The 16,585-nt window shown below is 55.5% G+C and carries 16 protein-coding genes; 13 read left to right on the forward strand and 3 right to left on the reverse strand.

From position 1 onward, the window contains the following. Positions 1–85: 85 nt before the first annotated feature. From C3708_RS19620 to C3708_RS19635, 4 genes are all read left to right on the forward strand, one after another. Positions 86–454: a diacylglycerol kinase gene (locus C3708_RS19620; RefSeq protein ID WP_095280328.1), complete on the forward strand. Its 369-nt coding sequence runs from the start codon at positions 86–88 to the stop codon at positions 452–454. A 109-nt stretch (positions 455–563) separates the two neighbouring features. Beyond that, positions 564–1,172, forward strand: a complete 609-nt coding sequence (gene lexA / locus C3708_RS19625) for a transcriptional repressor LexA (protein WP_095280329.1) — start codon at positions 564–566, stop codon at positions 1,170–1,172. Between the two features lie 66 nt (positions 1,173–1,238). After that, complete coding sequence (dinF, locus tag C3708_RS19630; RefSeq protein ID WP_103950036.1) at positions 1,239–2,558, forward strand: MATE family efflux transporter DinF; 1,320 nt, start codon at positions 1,239–1,241, stop codon at positions 2,556–2,558. 144 nt (positions 2,559–2,702) lie between these two features. Beyond that, entirely contained in the window at positions 2,703–2,912 is a 210-nt protein-coding gene (locus tag C3708_RS19635) for a CsbD family protein (protein WP_095280331.1), read from the forward strand. A gap of 66 nt (positions 2,913–2,978) precedes the next feature. Here C3708_RS19635 and zur read toward each other — a convergent pair whose 3' ends face one another. Further along, complete coding sequence (zur, locus tag C3708_RS19640) at positions 2,979–3,494, reverse strand: zinc uptake transcriptional repressor Zur (RefSeq protein WP_095280332.1); 516 nt, start codon at positions 3,492–3,494, stop codon at positions 2,979–2,981. A gap of 115 nt (positions 3,495–3,609) precedes the next feature. Here zur and C3708_RS19645 point away from each other — a divergent pair, with 115 nt between their 5' ends. The 4 genes from C3708_RS19645 (at position 3,610) to pspG (ending at position 7,037) form a co-directional block, all read left to right on the forward strand. Continuing rightward, complete coding sequence (locus tag C3708_RS19645) at positions 3,610–4,098, forward strand: cupin domain-containing protein (RefSeq protein ID WP_103950037.1); 489 nt, start codon at positions 3,610–3,612, stop codon at positions 4,096–4,098. Positions 4,099–4,319: 221 nt separating this feature from the next. Further along, on the forward strand, positions 4,320–5,579 hold the full coding sequence (traF, locus tag C3708_RS19650; protein WP_217450140.1) for a conjugal transfer protein TraF: 1,260 nt from the start codon (positions 4,320–4,322) through the stop codon (positions 5,577–5,579). An 81-nt stretch (positions 5,580–5,660) separates the two neighbouring features. After that, the gene (gene dusA / locus C3708_RS19655) at positions 5,661–6,656 is read left to right on the forward strand and encodes a tRNA dihydrouridine(20/20a) synthase DusA (RefSeq protein ID WP_103950038.1); all 996 of its coding nucleotides are present in this window, start codon (positions 5,661–5,663) and stop codon (positions 6,654–6,656) included. A gap of 138 nt (positions 6,657–6,794) precedes the next feature. Continuing rightward, positions 6,795–7,037 (forward strand): envelope stress response protein PspG, encoded by a 243-nt coding sequence (gene pspG, locus C3708_RS19660; protein ID WP_095280336.1) that lies wholly within the window; start codon positions 6,795–6,797, stop codon positions 7,035–7,037. A 180-nt stretch (positions 7,038–7,217) separates the two neighbouring features. On the opposite strand, the gene C3708_RS19665 is transcribed toward pspG, so the two are convergent. Next, positions 7,218–8,201 (reverse strand): quinone oxidoreductase, encoded by a 984-nt coding sequence (locus C3708_RS19665; RefSeq protein ID WP_103950039.1) that lies wholly within the window; start codon positions 8,199–8,201, stop codon positions 7,218–7,220. A gap of 74 nt (positions 8,202–8,275) precedes the next feature. On the opposite strand from C3708_RS19665, the gene dnaB reads away from it, so the two are divergent. From dnaB to C3708_RS19690, 5 genes are all read left to right on the forward strand, one after another. Continuing rightward, entirely contained in the window at positions 8,276–9,688 is a 1,413-nt protein-coding gene (gene dnaB, locus C3708_RS19670) for a replicative DNA helicase (RefSeq protein ID WP_095280338.1), read from the forward strand. Between the two features lie 148 nt (positions 9,689–9,836). Then, positions 9,837–10,916 (forward strand): alanine racemase, encoded by a 1,080-nt coding sequence (alr, locus tag C3708_RS19675; RefSeq protein WP_095280339.1) that lies wholly within the window; start codon positions 9,837–9,839, stop codon positions 10,914–10,916. Between the two features lie 120 nt (positions 10,917–11,036). Further along, positions 11,037–12,230 (forward strand): aromatic amino acid transaminase, encoded by a 1,194-nt coding sequence (gene tyrB, locus C3708_RS19680; RefSeq protein ID WP_103950040.1) that lies wholly within the window; start codon positions 11,037–11,039, stop codon positions 12,228–12,230. A gap of 307 nt (positions 12,231–12,537) precedes the next feature. Then, entirely contained in the window at positions 12,538–13,251 is a 714-nt protein-coding gene (gene aphA, locus C3708_RS19685; protein ID WP_095280342.1) for an acid phosphatase AphA, read from the forward strand. A 117-nt stretch (positions 13,252–13,368) separates the two neighbouring features. Next, positions 13,369–13,722 (forward strand): MmcQ/YjbR family DNA-binding protein, encoded by a 354-nt coding sequence (locus C3708_RS19690; RefSeq protein ID WP_103947499.1) that lies wholly within the window; start codon positions 13,369–13,371, stop codon positions 13,720–13,722. Here C3708_RS19690 and uvrA read toward each other — a convergent pair. Further along, positions 13,719–16,547, reverse strand: a complete 2,829-nt coding sequence (gene uvrA / locus C3708_RS19695; protein ID WP_103950041.1) for an excinuclease ABC subunit UvrA — start codon at positions 16,545–16,547, stop codon at positions 13,719–13,721. The genes C3708_RS19690 and uvrA overlap by 4 nt on opposite strands. Between the last annotated feature and the right edge of the window lie 38 nt (positions 16,548–16,585).

Genomic DNA, 16,585 nt, shown 5'->3' on the forward strand with positions numbered 1-16,585 from the left:
TGTTGTTACCGGTCATACTTCAGGCTGTATTGCTACGTGCGACAACCCTAGTTACTGACGCTAAATCTAAGAAAAGGTTCTTTTAATGGCCAATAATACCACCGGGTTCACCCGAATCATCAAAGCTGCCGGATATTCATGGAAAGGTTTCCGCGCGGCGTGGATCAATGAAGCCGCCTTCCGTCAGGAAGGGGTCGCTGCTGTCATCGCGGTCATCATCGCCTGTTTCCTCGACGTTGATCCTATCACTCGCGTTCTGCTCATTGGTTCGGTTCTTCTGGTGATGATAGTGGAAATTCTCAACAGCGCTATTGAAGCGGTGGTTGATCGTATCGGCTCTGATTTCCATGAGCTCTCGGGCCGCGCGAAAGACATGGGATCTGCCGCTGTGCTGCTGGCGATTATCATAGCGGCCATCACCTGGGTCACGCTTCTTTGGTCACATTTTCGATAAGCCTTCAGGAATGCAATAAGTCTCTGGTTTTTTGTGCAGTTTTTGGTTCCAAATTCACCTTTGACTGTATATACTCACAGCATAACTGTATATACACCCAGGGGGCGGAATGAAAGCGTTAACGGCCAGACAGCAAGAGGTGTTTGATCTTATTCGAGATCACATCAGCCAGACGGGAATGCCACCTACGCGTGCGGAAATCGCGCAGCGTCTGGGCTTCCGTTCTCCAAATGCCGCTGAAGAGCACCTCAAAGCACTGGCCCGTAAAGGCGTCCTTGAGATTGTCTCCGGTGCTTCACGCGGTATTCGCCTGCTGGTAGAGGAAGAAACAGGCCTGCCACTGGTGGGTCGCGTTGCGGCGGGTGAACCTCTGCTGGCTCAGCAACACATTGAAGGCCACTATCAGGTCGATCCGGGGATGTTTAAACCGAGTGCGGACTTCCTGCTGCGCGTTAGCGGGATGTCTATGAAAGATATCGGTATCCTGGACGGCGATCTGCTGGCGGTGCACAAAACGCAGGATGTGCGTAATGGACAAGTTGTTGTCGCGCGCATTGATGACGAAGTCACCGTTAAGCGACTGAAAAAACAGGGCAACACGGTTCAGCTGTTGCCGGAAAACAGCGAGTTCTCCCCAATTGTGGTGGATCTCCGCGAGCAGGCTTTCTCTATTGAAGGTCTGGCTGTGGGTGTCATCCGCAACGGTGAATGGCTGTAATATCTTTCTGACAGGCTGCGGTGCATCCGCAGTCTGACTGTCTCACTTCTTTCCCGGTAATTTCTCATGTCTCTGCTGACTCCCTCAGACAAGGCATTGTGGCGTCTTGCGCTGCCGATGATTTTCTCCAATATCACCGTTCCTTTGCTTGGGCTGGTCGATACGGCGGTGATTGGTCATCTGGATTCCCCTGTTTATCTTGGCGGCGTGGCGATTGGCGCGACGGCGACCAGTTTCCTCTTCATGCTGCTGCTCTTTTTACGCATGAGCACTACAGGTCTAACCGCGCAGGCGTTTGGCGCGAAAGATCCGTTTCGTCTGGCCCGTGCGCTGGTGCAGCCGCTGATTCTTGCGCTGGGCGCGGGGCTGCTGATTGTTTTGCTGCGTACACCGCTTATTGATTTGGCTTTGCACGTCGTTGGCGGCAGTGAAGCTGTGCTCGAACAGGCGAGGCGTTTCCTTGAAATCCGCTGGCTCAGCGCCCCGGCGTCGCTGGCAAACCTTGTTCTGCTCGGCTGGCTACTGGGTGTGCAATATGCGCGTGCGCCAGTGATCCTGCTGGTGGTGGGGAATGTGCTCAATATCGTCCTCGACCTCTGGCTGGTGATGGGTCTGCATATGAACGTTCAGGGCGCGGCGCTGGCAACCGTGGTCGCGGAATACGGCACGTTCTTCATCGGTCTATGGATGGTGAAGCGTGTGCTGGCGATGCGGGGAATATCACTCGCGATGCTGAAAACCGCGTGGCGCGGCAATATCCGTAAACTGCTGGCATTGAATCGCGACATCATGCTGCGTTCGCTGCTATTGCAACTCTGCTTTGGCGCATTAACGGTATTCGGCGCGCGGCTGGGGCTGGAGATTGTTGCGGTCAACGCCGTGCTCATGACACTGCTGACGTTCACTGCCTATGCACTGGACGGGTTTGCCTATGCGGTGGAAGCCCACTCCGGGCAAGCCTACGGTGCGCGCCAAACGGGGCAGTTGCAGGAGGTGTGGCGTGCGGCCTGCCGCCAGTCTGGCCTGGTGGCGCTGGTCTTTGCGCTTATTTATGCCCTGTTCGGCAGCCAAATCGTCGCGCTATTAACCTCTTTGCCTGAGCTGCGCGAGTTGGCGAATCATTACATCCTGTGGCAGGTCGTTCTACCGGTGGTGGGCGTGTGGTGTTATTTGCTGGATGGTATGTTTATAGGTGCAACGCGAGGGGCAGAAATGCGTAACAGCATGGCGGTCGCGGCGGCTGGGTTTGCCTTAACTCTCTTCACGCTGCCGTGGCTGGGTAATCATGGATTGTGGCTGGCGCTGGCAGTGTTTCTCGCCCTGCGCGGCCTGTCTCTGGCGGTTATCTGGCGGCGTCACTGGCGAAATAACACCTGGTTCGCCTAGTGGCTTCGTTTGACGAAACGGTTAAAGATTCTGAATCTCTCAACGCCTGCCGAATCCTTATCTACAATTATTATCACGTCCAGCAGATACGAACGAAACGGACGATTCAAATTTACGTGATAACCGAACGATGAGGATATGATTATGAATAAAGACGAAATCGGCGGTAACTGGAAACAGTTCAAAGGTAAAGCGAAAGAACAGTGGGGTAAACTGACCGACGATGATGTAACCGTCATTGAAGGTAAACGCGAACAGCTGGTCGGTAAGATTCAGGAACGCTACGGCTACGCGAAAGATCAGGCGGAAAAAGAGGTTGTTGACTGGGAAAAACGCAACGACTACCGCTGGTAACAGAGTTCTACCCGTTGTACACGGAAGTACAATCCCTGAGGGCGGCTTATGGCCGCCCGCTTTGTTTTAGCGCGGTTTTTTCTTAACCATGACCGAGTGATCATGCTGGCATTCACCTTGATGACGGCAAGCTTCCACTTCGACACATGCCGAGCACAACCCGTGTGCTTCAATCACGTTATGGCGCAGGGCAAAGCCCATTTTAGCCGCCAGAGAATGCAGAATATCCTCCACGCCTTCAGCCCCTTCTTCTTTGACCGCGCCACAGCGATCGCAGATAAACATGGCCGAGGTATGCGTCGGTTGATCGAACAGGTGGCACAGCACGTAGCTGTTAGTCGATTCAACCTTATGCACAAACCCTTGTTCCAGCAGGAAATCCAGCGCGCGATAGACGGTCGGAGGTTTCGCCTGCGGCTCGCTTTCGCGCAGCAGATCGAGCAGATCATACGCGCTGATAGCACCGCGTTGCAGGCTCATCAGACGTAACACTTCAAGGCGCTGCGGAGTCAGGCGCACATTGCGTTGAGCACAGAGCTTTTCAGCTTGCGCTAACAGATCTTGCATCGTGGTCTTATCCATATCGCACCTCGAATTATGGAGTCTGGAAAACCCTCACTTTACCATGTTCTACTGAAAACGCCGAGAACCGCCACGGTGTGCTATACCTGACGCATCGCAACATGGGAAAAACACAATGAAAAGACCTGAATGCATCCGACACTGGCGCGACGTCGAAGGCGCTGACGATTCCACTTACCCGGACAGTGACGAGCTTTTTGCCATCGGTTCGCCGCTGGCGCGCAAACTGGGTTTGGGGCGTATCGGTATCCATCATGAACGGCTGCCGCCAGGGCGTCGCACCTCTTATCCGCACGCTGAAAGCGACGAAGAAGAGTTTATCTTTGTCATTGAAGGGCATCCGCAGGCGTGGATTAACGGCTATTTATGGAAACTGGAGCCGGGCGACAGCGTCGGTTTTCCGGCCGGAACCGGGGTCTGCCACACCTTTATTAACAATACCGACGAAGAGGTGCGCTTGCTGGTGGTTGGCGAGGCGAACAAAAAACAAAACCGGATTTATTACCCGTTGAATCCAGTTTATGCCGCCACGCGTGAAGACCGCTGGGTCGATCATCCGCCGCAGTTTTTTGGCCCTCACGACGGAAAACCTGGGCGAAAATAATATCCTCTTCTATAAATATTGAGGGCCGTCACAAATTACAACAGGCCGAGCGGAAGATTTAACTTAGGGAAATAGCAGGTCTTTTTGATGTTATTCACAGCAATAGTTCGTCCCTGTTTGGGAGATAACAGACGGGGTTGTTTAATAACAGACTATAAAACGAGCATACTGTGAAAAAACATTTTAAATTTTCGGTGGTTAGCATCGCTGTCTCCTTATTGATGGCAAATCAGGCGGGAGCAGCCAATACCTGGACAGAAGCGCGTAGCGACGCGATGGGTGGAACCGGAGTTGCATCAGGCCATTACGGTAGTGGCGCCTTCATCAACCCGGCGCTGCTGGCAAAGGCTAAACCGGATGACGACATTACCGTTATCTTGCCTTCGGTCGGCGCGCAGATTACCGACAAAGACAATCTGCAGGATCAGATCGACGATATCAGCGATAAAGTCGATCACTACGATAATGTGATTAACAGCCTCACACCGGCGGAGATCATCGCCAATCCCTTAGGATCCGTGAACCAGTTCCAGAGCGCCGCGAAAGATCTCGCTGACGAGCTGGACGATCTGAAAGGCAAAACCGCCCGCGCTACCGCCGGTGCCGGAATTGCGGTCAGCATTCCAAACAACGTACTGGCCGTCGCCTTTGTCGCAAAAGGCAATGCCCACGCGCGCGTGAGTTCCTCCATCGACCAGCAGGATATTGACTACCTGCGCAGCATCCAGAACAGCAAATTGGTCGCGGGCAGCGTCGCGCTGGATGCGGCCCTGAACGGCTCGGATCAAATCACCAAGAACCTCAACTCCACGGCCTCAGGCCGGGCGGCGATTGTCTCTGACTACGGCGTGGCGGTGGCGCGTCAGTTTGATATTGCTGATGTGCCGGTCTCCGTCGGTATCACGCCAAAACTGCAAAAAACCTGGCTCTACAACTACACCACCTCTATTTACACCTACGACAGCAACGACTGGAACAGCAGCCGCTACCGCACGGACGATACCGGTTTCAACGTCGATGCCGGTGTGACCGCCGATTTTGGCGAGAACTGGACGGTGGGCCTGAGCGGGCAGAACCTGATGTCGCGTGATATCGATACCAAGGATATCCGCATCCGCAATGGTCGTACGGGTGAGGTGGTGAGCTACAAAGATACCTACCAGATCCGCCCGCTGGTTACGGCTGGCGTGGCCTGGCATAACGATCTGGTGACGCTCACCGCCGATGGCGATCTGACCGAAACCAAAGGCTTCAAGAGTGAAGAAAACTCCCAGTACGTGGGTGTCGGTGCGGAAGTCACGCCGCTCAGCTGGCTGGCGGTGCGCGCCGGTTATCGCGCGGACGTGAAAGACAACGACAGCAACGTCTTCACCGGCGGTGTCGGCTTTGCGCCGTTCAACGCGGTCCATGTGGATCTGATGGGCCTGTACGGGGAAGACAAAACCTGGGGGGCAGGCGCGCAGCTGAGCGTCACCTTCTAAGACGACCGGAGGCCATGCGCCTCCGGCTTTTCTTTGTGCTATAGTAGCGCCCCTTTTCCACCACATGCTTAAAACTTCGCCATGTCGTCAGAATCACAGTCAAACTTCCCTGCACACCGTTTTTCCATCGCGCCGATGCTCGACTGGACCGACAGACACTGCCGCTATTTCCTGCGTCAGCTCTCTCGCCACACGCTGCTGTACACCGAAATGGTCACCACCGGAGCGATCATTCACGGGAAGGGCGACTATCTGGCCTATAGCGAAGAAGAGCATCCGGTTGCCTTACAGCTCGGCGGCAGCGACCCGGCTGCGCTGGCGCACTGCGCGAAACTGGCGCAAGAGCGCGGTTATGACGAAATTAACCTTAACGTCGGCTGCCCGTCCGATCGCGTGCAGAACGGGATGTTTGGTGCGTGCCTGATGGGCAACGCCCAGCTGGTGGCGGATTGCATCAAAGCGATGCGCGACGTGGTGTCGATTCCAGTCACGGTCAAAACGCGTATCGGGATTGACGACCAGGACAGCTACGAATTTCTCTGTGATTTCATCAATACCGTAGCCGGGAAAGGCGAGTGCGAGATGTTTATCATCCACGCCCGTAAAGCCTGGTTATCCGGTCTCAGCCCGAAAGAGAACCGTGAAATTCCGCCGCTGGATTACCCGCGCGTGTATCAGCTCAAGCGTGATTTCCCGCATCTGACCATGTCGATTAACGGCGGCATCAAATCCCTCGACGAAGCCAAAGCGCATTTAGACCATATGGATGGCGTGATGGTGGGCCGCGAGGCGTATCAAAATCCAGGTATTCTGGCCACGGTCGATCGTGAAATCTTTGGCGTAGACGGTACTGATACCGATCCGGTCGCCGTAGTGCGCGCAATGTATCCGTACATCGAACGCGAGCTGAGCAACGGCACTTATTTGGGCCATGTGACGCGCCATATGCTCGGGTTGTTCCAGGGTATTCCGGGGGCGCGTCAGTGGCGTCGCTACCTGAGTGAAAATGCCCATAAAGCCGGGGCGGATATCGAAGTCCTGGAGCAGGCGCTGCGTCTGGTCGCTGACAAGCGATAATTTTCACCAAAAGTTCGTCAAATTCACCACGCCCTGCGAATGTTCGCGGGGCGTTTTGTTTTAGATTCAATAAGTTAAATTTGGCACGTTTCTTGTAATACCCACTGCATATCTGAGGTATTCATGTGGGAGAGAGCCATGCTGGAACTGCTGTTTGTGATTGGATTTTTTGTCATGCTGATGGCGACCGGAATTTCGCTGCTTGGCATTCTGGCTGCACTGGTGGTGGCAACGGTGGTGATGTTTATCGGCGGATTGTTTGCGCTGATGATTAAACTGCTGCCGTGGCTGCTGTTAGCGGTCGCCGTGGTGTGGGTTATTCGGATGGTTAAAACACCAAAAGTCCCACAGTATCAGCGCAATAACCGCTTTCGTTACTAAGGTATTGAGGCGTTCGTCACATACCTGCAACTTTTCCGGCAGCAATGCTTAGAACAGAATAGGATTTACTTATCGAATCTGTCACTATTGCCGCCGTTAAAGAATTCATCGAGCTGTACCCTACATACCGCCGAACTAAAAAAAGAATGGGCTTCCTGTTAAAAGGAAGCCCTAATTCTTTTATGGGATCAGCAAACTCGATCCCTGCGTCACCCGACTCTCCAGCACCTCATGCGCGCGCTGCGCGTCGCTCAGCGGATATTTCTGCGCATCCGCTACGTCCACTTTAATCACACCGCTGGCGATCAGCGAAAACAGTTCGTTGCTGGCCTCGGTCAGTTCGTCACGGGTGGTGATATAGCCTTGCAGGGAAGGGCGCGTCACGTACAGTGAGCCTTTCTGATTGAGAATGCCCAGATTCACGCCGGTGACCGCACCGGAGGCATTGCCGAAACTGACCATCAAACCGCGGCGTTGCAGACAATCGAGCGACGCTTCCCAGGTGTCTTTCCCGACCGAGTCATACACCACGCGCAGTTTTTTGCCGCCGGTAATCTCTTTCACGCGCTCGGCGATGTTCTCTTCACGATAATTAATCACCTGCCAGGCTCCGGCCTGTAGGGCACGCTGCGCTTTTTGCGCGCTGCCGACGGTGCCGATCAGTTTTGCGCCCAGCGCTTTGGCCCACTGGCAGGCGATAAGCCCGACACCGCCCGCGGCAGCGTGGAACAGGAACGGCTCATCGGGTTTGATTTCGTAGGTTTTGCGCAGGAGATAATAGACGGTCAGCCCTTTCAGGAATGACGCTGCAGCCTGCTCAAATGAAATGGCGTTCGGCAGAATGGCGGCCTTATCGGCGGGCACGTTGTGAACCGAGCTGTACGCGCCGAGCGGCGACTGGGCATACACCACGCGATCGCCTTCTTTAATATGCTTCACGCCGCTGCCGATTTTCACCACGATACCCGCTGCCTCGGTCCCCAGACCGCTCGGCATGGACGGTGGCGGATACAGCCCGCCGCGAATGTAAGTATCGATATAGTTGATGCCAATCGCTTTGTTTTCGACCTGGATTTCATTCTCTCCAGGTGCGGCGGGAGTGAACTCCACCGCCTTCAGGACTTCAGGACCACCATGCTTGTGAAATTCGATACGAGTTGCCACGTTGAACTCCTTTGTCGATTCATTTGCAGACGGTTATACTTCCCCGTCTCTCAATTTATGGTAATCCATTCACTATGGCAGGAAATAAACCCTTCAACAAACAGACTGAGCCTCGCGAGCGCGATTTGCAGGTCGCCGGACTCAAAGTCCCGCCGCACTCGATTGAAGCGGAACAGTCGGTGTTGGGCGGTTTAATGCTGGACAACGAGCGCTGGGACGATGTTGCCGAGCGCGTGGTATCCGATGATTTTTATACCCGTCCACACCGTCATATTTTTACCGAAATGGCACGCCTGCAGGAATCCGGCAGCCCGATCGACCTGATTACGCTGGCAGAGTCTCTGGAGCGCCAGGGGCAGCTCGATTCTGTCGGTGGTTTTGCCTATCTGGCCGAATTATCGAAAAACACGCCAAGTGCGGCGAACATCAGCGCATACGCCGATATCGTGCGCGAACGTGCTGTGGTTCGCGAGATGATCGCTGTCGCCAATGAAATCGCCGAAGCGGGTTTTGATCCGCAGGGCCGCACCAGCGAAGACCTCTTGGATCTCGCCGAATCCCGCGTCTTTAAAATCGCCGAAAGCCGCGCGAACAAAGACGAAGGCCCGCGAAATATCGCCGAAGTGCTTGATTCTACTATCGCGCGTATTGAACAGTTGTTCCAGCAACCGCACGACGGCGTCACCGGCGTGAACACTGGTTATGACGACCTGAACAAGAAAACCGCCGGTCTGCAGCCGTCGGATCTGATTATCGTCGCTGCGCGTCCGTCGATGGGTAAAACGACATTCGCGATGAACCTCGTCGAAAACGCGGCGATGTTGCAGGATAAACCGGTTCTGATCTTTAGTCTGGAGATGCCCTCCGACCAGATTATGATGCGTTCCCTCGCGTCCCTGTCCCGCGTGGATCAGACTCGCATTCGTACTGGTCAGCTCGACGACGAAGACTGGGCGCGTATCTCCGGCACGATGGGCATTCTGCTGGAAAAACGGAACATCTACATCGATGACTCCTCCGGTCTGACGCCAACGGAAGTGCGCTCCCGCGCGCGCCGTATCGCCCGCGAACACGGCGGCATCGGCCTTATCATGATCGACTACTTGCAATTGATGCGCGTGCCGTCGCTCTCTGATAACCGTACGCTGGAAATCGCCGAAATCTCCCGCTCGCTCAAAGCGTTAGCGAAAGAACTGCAGGTTCCCGTGGTGGCCCTGTCGCAGCTTAACCGCTCTCTGGAACAACGTGCCGACAAGCGCCCGGTCAACTCCGACCTGCGTGAATCTGGCTCCATCGAGCAGGATGCCGACTTGATCATGTTCATCTACCGTGACGAGGTTTATCACGAGAACAGTGACATGAAAGGCATCGCGGAAATCATTATTGGTAAGCAGCGTAACGGCCCGATCGGGACGGTGCGTTTGACGTTTAACGGTCAGTGGTCGCGTTTTGATAATTATGCGGGACCTCAATACGACGACGAATAAATTTCCTTCACCCTTCACGCCGCAGGTGCGTTGACTGCGCTCGCTCACCCCAGTCGCTTAGTTCACTAAGCTCCCGGGGATTTGCGGGCTTGTCGCCTTCCTGCAACGCGAATGGTTTTGGAAATTCTTTTTTTATGAAGGAACTCAAATGCAAGCGGCAACTGTAGTCATTAACCGCCGCGCTCTGCGACACAACCTGCAACGTCTGCGTGAACTGGCGCCCGCCAGCAAGCTCGTTGCAGTCGTGAAAGCGAACGCTTACGGACACGGTCTTCTTGAGACCGCGCGAACGCTCCCTGATGCCGATGCCTTTGGCGTCGCCCGTCTCGAAGAAGCCCTGCGCCTGCGCGCGGGCGGAATTACCCAACCGATTTTGTTACTCGAAGGCTTTTTCGAAGCCGCCGATCTGACGACGATTGCCGACCAGCATCTGCACACCGCCGTGCATAACGAAGAACAGCTCGCAGCGCTGGAAACCGCCGATTTGAGTGAGCCGGTTACCGTGTGGATGAAACTCGACACCGGCATGCACCGTCTGGGCGTGCGCCCGGAGCAGGCCGAAGCCTTTTATCAGCGCCTGAGCCAGTGCAAAAATGTGCGTCAGCCGGTGAATATCGTCAGTCACTTTGCCCGCGCCGATGAGCCAGAGTGTGGCGCAACGGAACAACAGCTCGATATTTTTAATACCTTTTGCGAAGGCAAACCGGGGATGCGCTCCATTGCGGCCTCCGGCGGCATTCTGCTGTGGCCGCAGTCGCACTTCGACTGGGCGCGCCCGGGCATTATTCTCTACGGCGTCTCACCGCTGGAGGGCAAACCCTGGGGCCCGGACTTTGGCTTCCAGCCGGTGATGTCCCTGGTTTCCAACCTGATCGCCGTTCGTGAGCATAAAGCGGGTGAACCGGTCGGCTATGGCGGCACCTGGGTGAGTGAGCGCGATACGCGCCTCGGTGTGGTTGCGATGGGCTACGGCGACGGCTATCCGCGCGCGGCACCGTCCGGTACGCCGGTGCTGGTGAATGGCCGCGAAGTACAGGTTGTCGGGCGCGTGGCAATGGACATGATTTGCGTCGATCTCGGACCTGAGGCCGATGATAAAGCGGGCGATCCGGTGGTGATGTGGGGCGAAGGTTTACCCGTTGAGCGCATCGCTGAAATAACGAAAGTGAGTGCTTACGAACTTATCACCCGACTGACGTCGCGAGTGGCGATGAAGTACATCGATTAAGTCCAATTAAATGCCGGGTGTTGCCCGGCATTTATCTCTTTATTAACATCCTCTCGATCTTCCCGCGCTTCCGGTTTATTGTTGAAATCCCTGCCTGACAGATATCCGGAGATACATCGCGTGTTCCAGAAAGTTGACGCCTACGCCGGCGACCCCATTCTCTCCTTAATGGAGCGTTTCAAAGAAGATTCACGTAGCGACAAAGTGAACCTCAGCATCGGTCTTTACTACAACGAAGACGGCATTATCCCGCAATTGCAGGCGGTGGCTGAAGCTGAAGCGCGTCTTAACGCGGTGCCGCACGGCGCGTCGCTCTATCTGCCGATGGAAGGGCTGAATACCTATCGCAACACTATCGCACCGCTGCTGTTTGGCGCCGATCACCCGGTCTTAGCGCAAAAACGCGTGGCGACCATTCAGACGCTGGGCGGTTCCGGTGCGCTGAAAGTGGGCGCGGACTTCCTGAAAAAGTACTTCCCCGATTCTGGCGTCTGGGTCAGCGATCCGACCTGGGAAAACCACGTCGCGATTTTTGAAGGCGCAGGCTTTGCCGTCAGCACCTATCCGTGGTTCGACAACGACACCAAAGGCGTGCGCGTTGAGGCCCTACTGGAAAAGCTGAACACCTTGCCGGAGCGCAGCATTGTGCTGCTACACCCATGCTGCCACAACCCAACCGGGTCAGATCTGACCAACAATGAGTGGGATGCGGTGATTGAAGTGCTGAAAGCACGCAACCTGATCCCGTTCCTCGATATCGCCTATCAGGGCTTCGGCGCGGGCATGGAAGACGACGCCTATGCGATCCGCGCGATTGCCAGCGCCGGTCTGCCAGCGCTGGTTAGCAACTCGTTCTCGAAAATTTTCTCTCTGTACGGCGAGCGCGTCGGCGGATTGTCGATTGTTTGTGAAGACGCAGATGCAGCCGGGCGCGTACTGGGGCAGCTGAAAGCGACCGTTCGTCGCATCTACTCCAGCCCGCCAGCATTCGGCGCGCAGGTTGTTGCCACGGTTCTCGGTGATGATGGTTTGAAAGCCGCCTGGCTTGCTGAAGTGGAAGCGATGCGCACGCGTATTCTGGCAATGCGCCAGGAGCTGGTGAAAGCGCTCAAAAGCGCATTGCCAGAGCACAACTTCGATTATCTGCTCAAGCAGCGCGGGATGTTCAGCTATACCGGACTGAGTGCGCAGCAGGTTGACCGTCTTCGTGAAGAATTCGGCGTGTATCTTATCGCCAGCGGGCGCATGTGCGTCGCGGGCCTGAATGCACACAACGTCCAGCGCGTCGCGCAGGCGTTTGCGGCGGTGATGTAAGCACTTACTTACCTTTCTCCCTCTCCCTGGGGAGAGGGGCGGGGTGAGGGCATCAGACCGCACTGTTTAGCGCCCGGTGGCGCTGCGCTTACCGGGCCTACGGTTCGGAGATCCAGTTTTGTAGGCCGGGTAAGGCGTAGCCGCCACCCGGCTTTTTTCTTCGTTCCGCTTTGTGATATCCCTCCGCTTACCAGGGATAATCTCAAAAATTTCCTTCCCTTCACCTGGCTCAGGGGTTAAGGTCTGATAGATTTTTGACCATTCGCTCAATTCATAACGATAACAAACTGAATATTCAGGGGAATACATGCGCAAGATCACACTGGCGCTCAGCGCCGCCTGCTTATTGTTCTCGCTTAATAGTGCAGTCGGTGCCAGAGCCTCAGCGCCAACACCGTTATACACCGGAACCACCGCCGCCATTCTGGCTGAACAAGCCCCCATTCACTGGGTCTCCGTGGCACAAATCGAAAACAGCCTGATGGGCCGCGCGCCAATGGCCGTTGGTTTCGACATCGACGATACCGTCCTCTTTTCCAGCCCTGGTTTCTGGCGTGGCAAAAAAACTTACTCGCCAGGCAGCGAGGAGTATCTGAAAAACCCGGAATTTTGGGAAAAAATGAACAACGGCTGGGATGAGTTCAGCATCCCGAAAGAAGTGGGTCGCGCGCTGATTGCGATGCACGTGAAACGCGGCGACAGCATCTATTTCGTTACTGGCCGCAGTCAGACCAAAACCGAAACCGTCACCAAAACGCTGCAAGGCGATTTTTCGATTCCAGCCGCTAATATGAATCCCGTGATTTTTGCCGGGGATAAACACGGGCAAAACACCAAAACCCAGTGGCTTGAGCAGAAAAATATCAAAGTGTTCTACGGCGATTCGGATAACGATATCTCAGCGGCCCGCGATGTGGGTGCCCGTGGCATCCGCGTATTGCGTGCCTCTAACTCGACGTATCGCCCGCTGCCAATGGCGGGTTCCTTTGGTGAAGAGGTGATTGTTAATTCAGAATACTGACGTGCGATGATTTTTTGTACAAATCAGGTCTGGCCGGGTTTACCTTTTGTCGTCTTGCTGCACACTTAAAGGGGCAGTTACTCAGGTCGCATTTAACCCACTCTTAGGGGAGCAAAGATGACAATTTCGGAGATACTTCAATACTGCATGAATAAACCGGGCGCGGGGCAAAGTGTCCATAGCGACTGGAAAGCCACGCAGATCAAAGTGGCAGACGTGCTGTTTGCGATGGTGAAAGAGGTCGAAGGGCGTCCGGCGGCATCGTTAAAAACCAGCCCGGAACTGGCCGATTTGTTACGTCAGCAGCACAGCGATGTGCGGCCGAGTCAGCATCTGAATAAAGCGCACTGGAGCACCGTCTATCTGGATGGAACGATACCGGATTCGCAGATTTACTATTTAGTCGATGCGTCTTATCAGCAGGCTATTGAGCTGCTGCCGGACAACACCCGACAGCAGCTTTCCGTTTAAGACCCGAGCAAAGGTTTGAGGAAGCGCGCGGTGTGCGAAGCTTCGCACTCTGCCACCGTCTCTGGCGTACCCGAGACGAGGATTTCACCGCCGCCGCTGCCGCCTTCCGGGCCGAGATCCACAATCCAGTCTGCGGTTTTGATAACATCCAGATTGTGCTCAATGACCACAATGGTGTTGCCCTGATCGCGCAACTGATGCAGCACTTCAAGCAACTGCTGGATATCAGCAAAGTGCAGGCCGGTGGTTGGCTCATCCAGAATATACAGCGTCTGGCCGGTTCCGCGCTTCGACAGCTCGCGCGCCAGCTTCACGCGCTGCGCCTCACCGCCGGAAAGCGTCGTCGCTGACTGGCCGAGACGAATGTAGGTCAGCCCCACATCCATCAGCGTTTGCAGCTTACGCGCCAGCGCAGGTACGGCATCGAAGAACTCACGCGCTTCTTCAATGGTCATATCCAGCACTTCGTGGATGGTCTTGCCTTTGTACTTAATCTCCAGCGTTTCGCGGTTATAGCGCTTGCCTTTGCACTGATCGCACGGCACGTAGATATCCGGCAGGAAGTGCATCTCGACTTTGATCACGCCGTCGCCCTGACAGGCTTCACAGCGGCCACCGCGAACGTTAAAGCTGAAACGTCCTGGCGTATAGCCGCGCGAGCGTGCTTCAGGAACACCGGCGAACAGTTCACGTACGGGCGTAAAGACGCCAGTATAGGTCGCCGGGTTCGAGCGCGGCGTACGGCCAATCGGGCTTTGGTCGATATCGATCACTTTATCGAAATGTTCCAGACCCTGAATATCGCGATACGGCGCAGGCTCGGCGAGCGTCGCCCCGTTGAGTTGCGTTTGAGCAATCGGGAACAAGGTATCGTTAATCAACGTCGATTTACCGGAACCTGAAACCCCAGTCACACAGGTAAACAGCCCAACGGGTAGCGTCAGCGTGACGTCTTTCAGGTTGTTGCCGCGCGCGCCAGAAAGCTTCAGCACTTTCTCTGGATTGGCCGCGACGCGCTGCTTCGGCACCTCAATTTTGCGCTTACCGCTCATGAACTGCCCGGTCAACGATTCCGGGACGGCCATGATGTCGGCCAGCGTCCCTTCTGCGACAACCTGTCCACCGTGTACACCTGCGCCAGGGCCGATGTCTATCACATGGTCTGCGGCGCGGATCGCATCTTCGTCATGCTCAACCACAATTACCGTGTTGCCCAGATTGCGTAGATGGATCAGTGTGCCGAGCAGACGCTCGTTATCACGCTGGTGCAGGCCGATGGATGGCTCATCCAGCACGTACATCACGCCAACTAAACCGGCACCAATCTGGCTCGCCAGACGGATACGCTGCGCTTCGCCGCCTGAAAGCGTCTCCGCTGAACGAGACAGTGACAGATAGTTCAGGCCGACGTTCACCAGGAACTTCAGGCGATCGCCGATCTCTTTCAGCACTTTTTCAGCAATTTGCGCGCGCTGGCCGGAGAGCTTCAGATTGGTGAAGAAATCCATCGCATGACCGATGCTCATGTCAGAGATGGTCGGCAGCGCAGTGTTTTCTACAAAGACGTGGCGCGCTTCGCGACGCAGACGCGTCCCTTCGCAGGTCGTACATGAGCGATTGCTGATGAACTTCGCCAGCTCCTCGCGCACGGCGCTGGATTCGGTCTCTTTGTAGCGGCGCTCCATGTTGTGCAGCACGCCTTCGAACGGATGACGGCGCACGGAGGTATCGCCGCGATCGTTCATGTATTTGAACTCGATGTTCTCTTTGCCGGAACCCGACAGCACCACTTTATGCACATTCGGGCTCAAGCTCGCCCACGGCGCTTCGACATCGAACTTATAGTGTTCGGCCAGCGATTTCAGCATCTGGAAGTAGTAGAAATTGCGGCGATCCCAGCCGCGAATCGCGCCACCCGCCAGGGAAAGCTCCGGGTTCTGAATGATGCGATCCGGGTCGAAATATTGCTGCACGCCCAGGCCATCGCAGGTTGGGCAGGCGCCAGCCGGGTTGTTGAACGAGAACAGACGCGGCTCCAGTTCGCGCATGCTGTACCCGCAAATCGGGCAGGCAAAGTTCGCGGAGAAGAGCATCTCTTCGGCTTTCGCATCGTCCATATCGGCCACGATGGCAGAACCGCCGGAGAGATCCAGCGCTGTTTCGAACGACTCGGCCAGGCGTTGCGTCAGGTCATCGCGCACTTTGAAGCGGTCAATCACCACTTCAATGGTGTGTTTCTTTTGCAGTTCCAGCTTTGGCGGATCGGAAAGGTCACACACTTCACCGTCGATACGGGCGCGGATATAGCCCTGGCTTGCCAGGTTTTCCAGCGTTTTAGTGTGCTCGCCTTTACGCTCTTTAATGATTGGGGCCAGCAGCATCAGGCGCTTGCCCTCTGGCTGCGCCAGTACGTTATCCACCATCTGGCTGACGGTTTGTGCGGCCAGCGGCACATCATGATCCGGGCAGCGCGGCTCGCCCACGCGGGCAAACAGCAGACGGAGATAGTCATGAATTTCGGTAATGGTACCGACCGTGGAGCGCGGGTTATGCGACGTGGATTTCTGCTCGATGGAGATAGCAGGCGACAACCCTTCGATATGGTCGACGTCCGGCTTTTCCATCAGTGACAGGAACTGCCGCGCATAGGCGGAGAGCGATTCAACGTAGCGACGCTGTCCTTCGGCATACAAGGTGTCGAAAGCCAGTGATGACTTACCAGAACCCGATAGCCCGGTCACAACAATCAACTTGTCGCGAGGGATTATGAGGTTGATATTCTTGAGATTATGGGTGCGGGCGCCCCGTACTTCGATCTTATCCATTCACCTTTCCCGGTAGAGACTCGGATGCCTGGTTTGTT

Origin of the sequence: Lelliottia sp. 7254-16, from assembly GCF_002922995.1 — a bacterium.
GTDB lineage: Bacteria > Pseudomonadota > Gammaproteobacteria > Enterobacterales > Enterobacteriaceae > Enterobacter > Enterobacter jeotgali.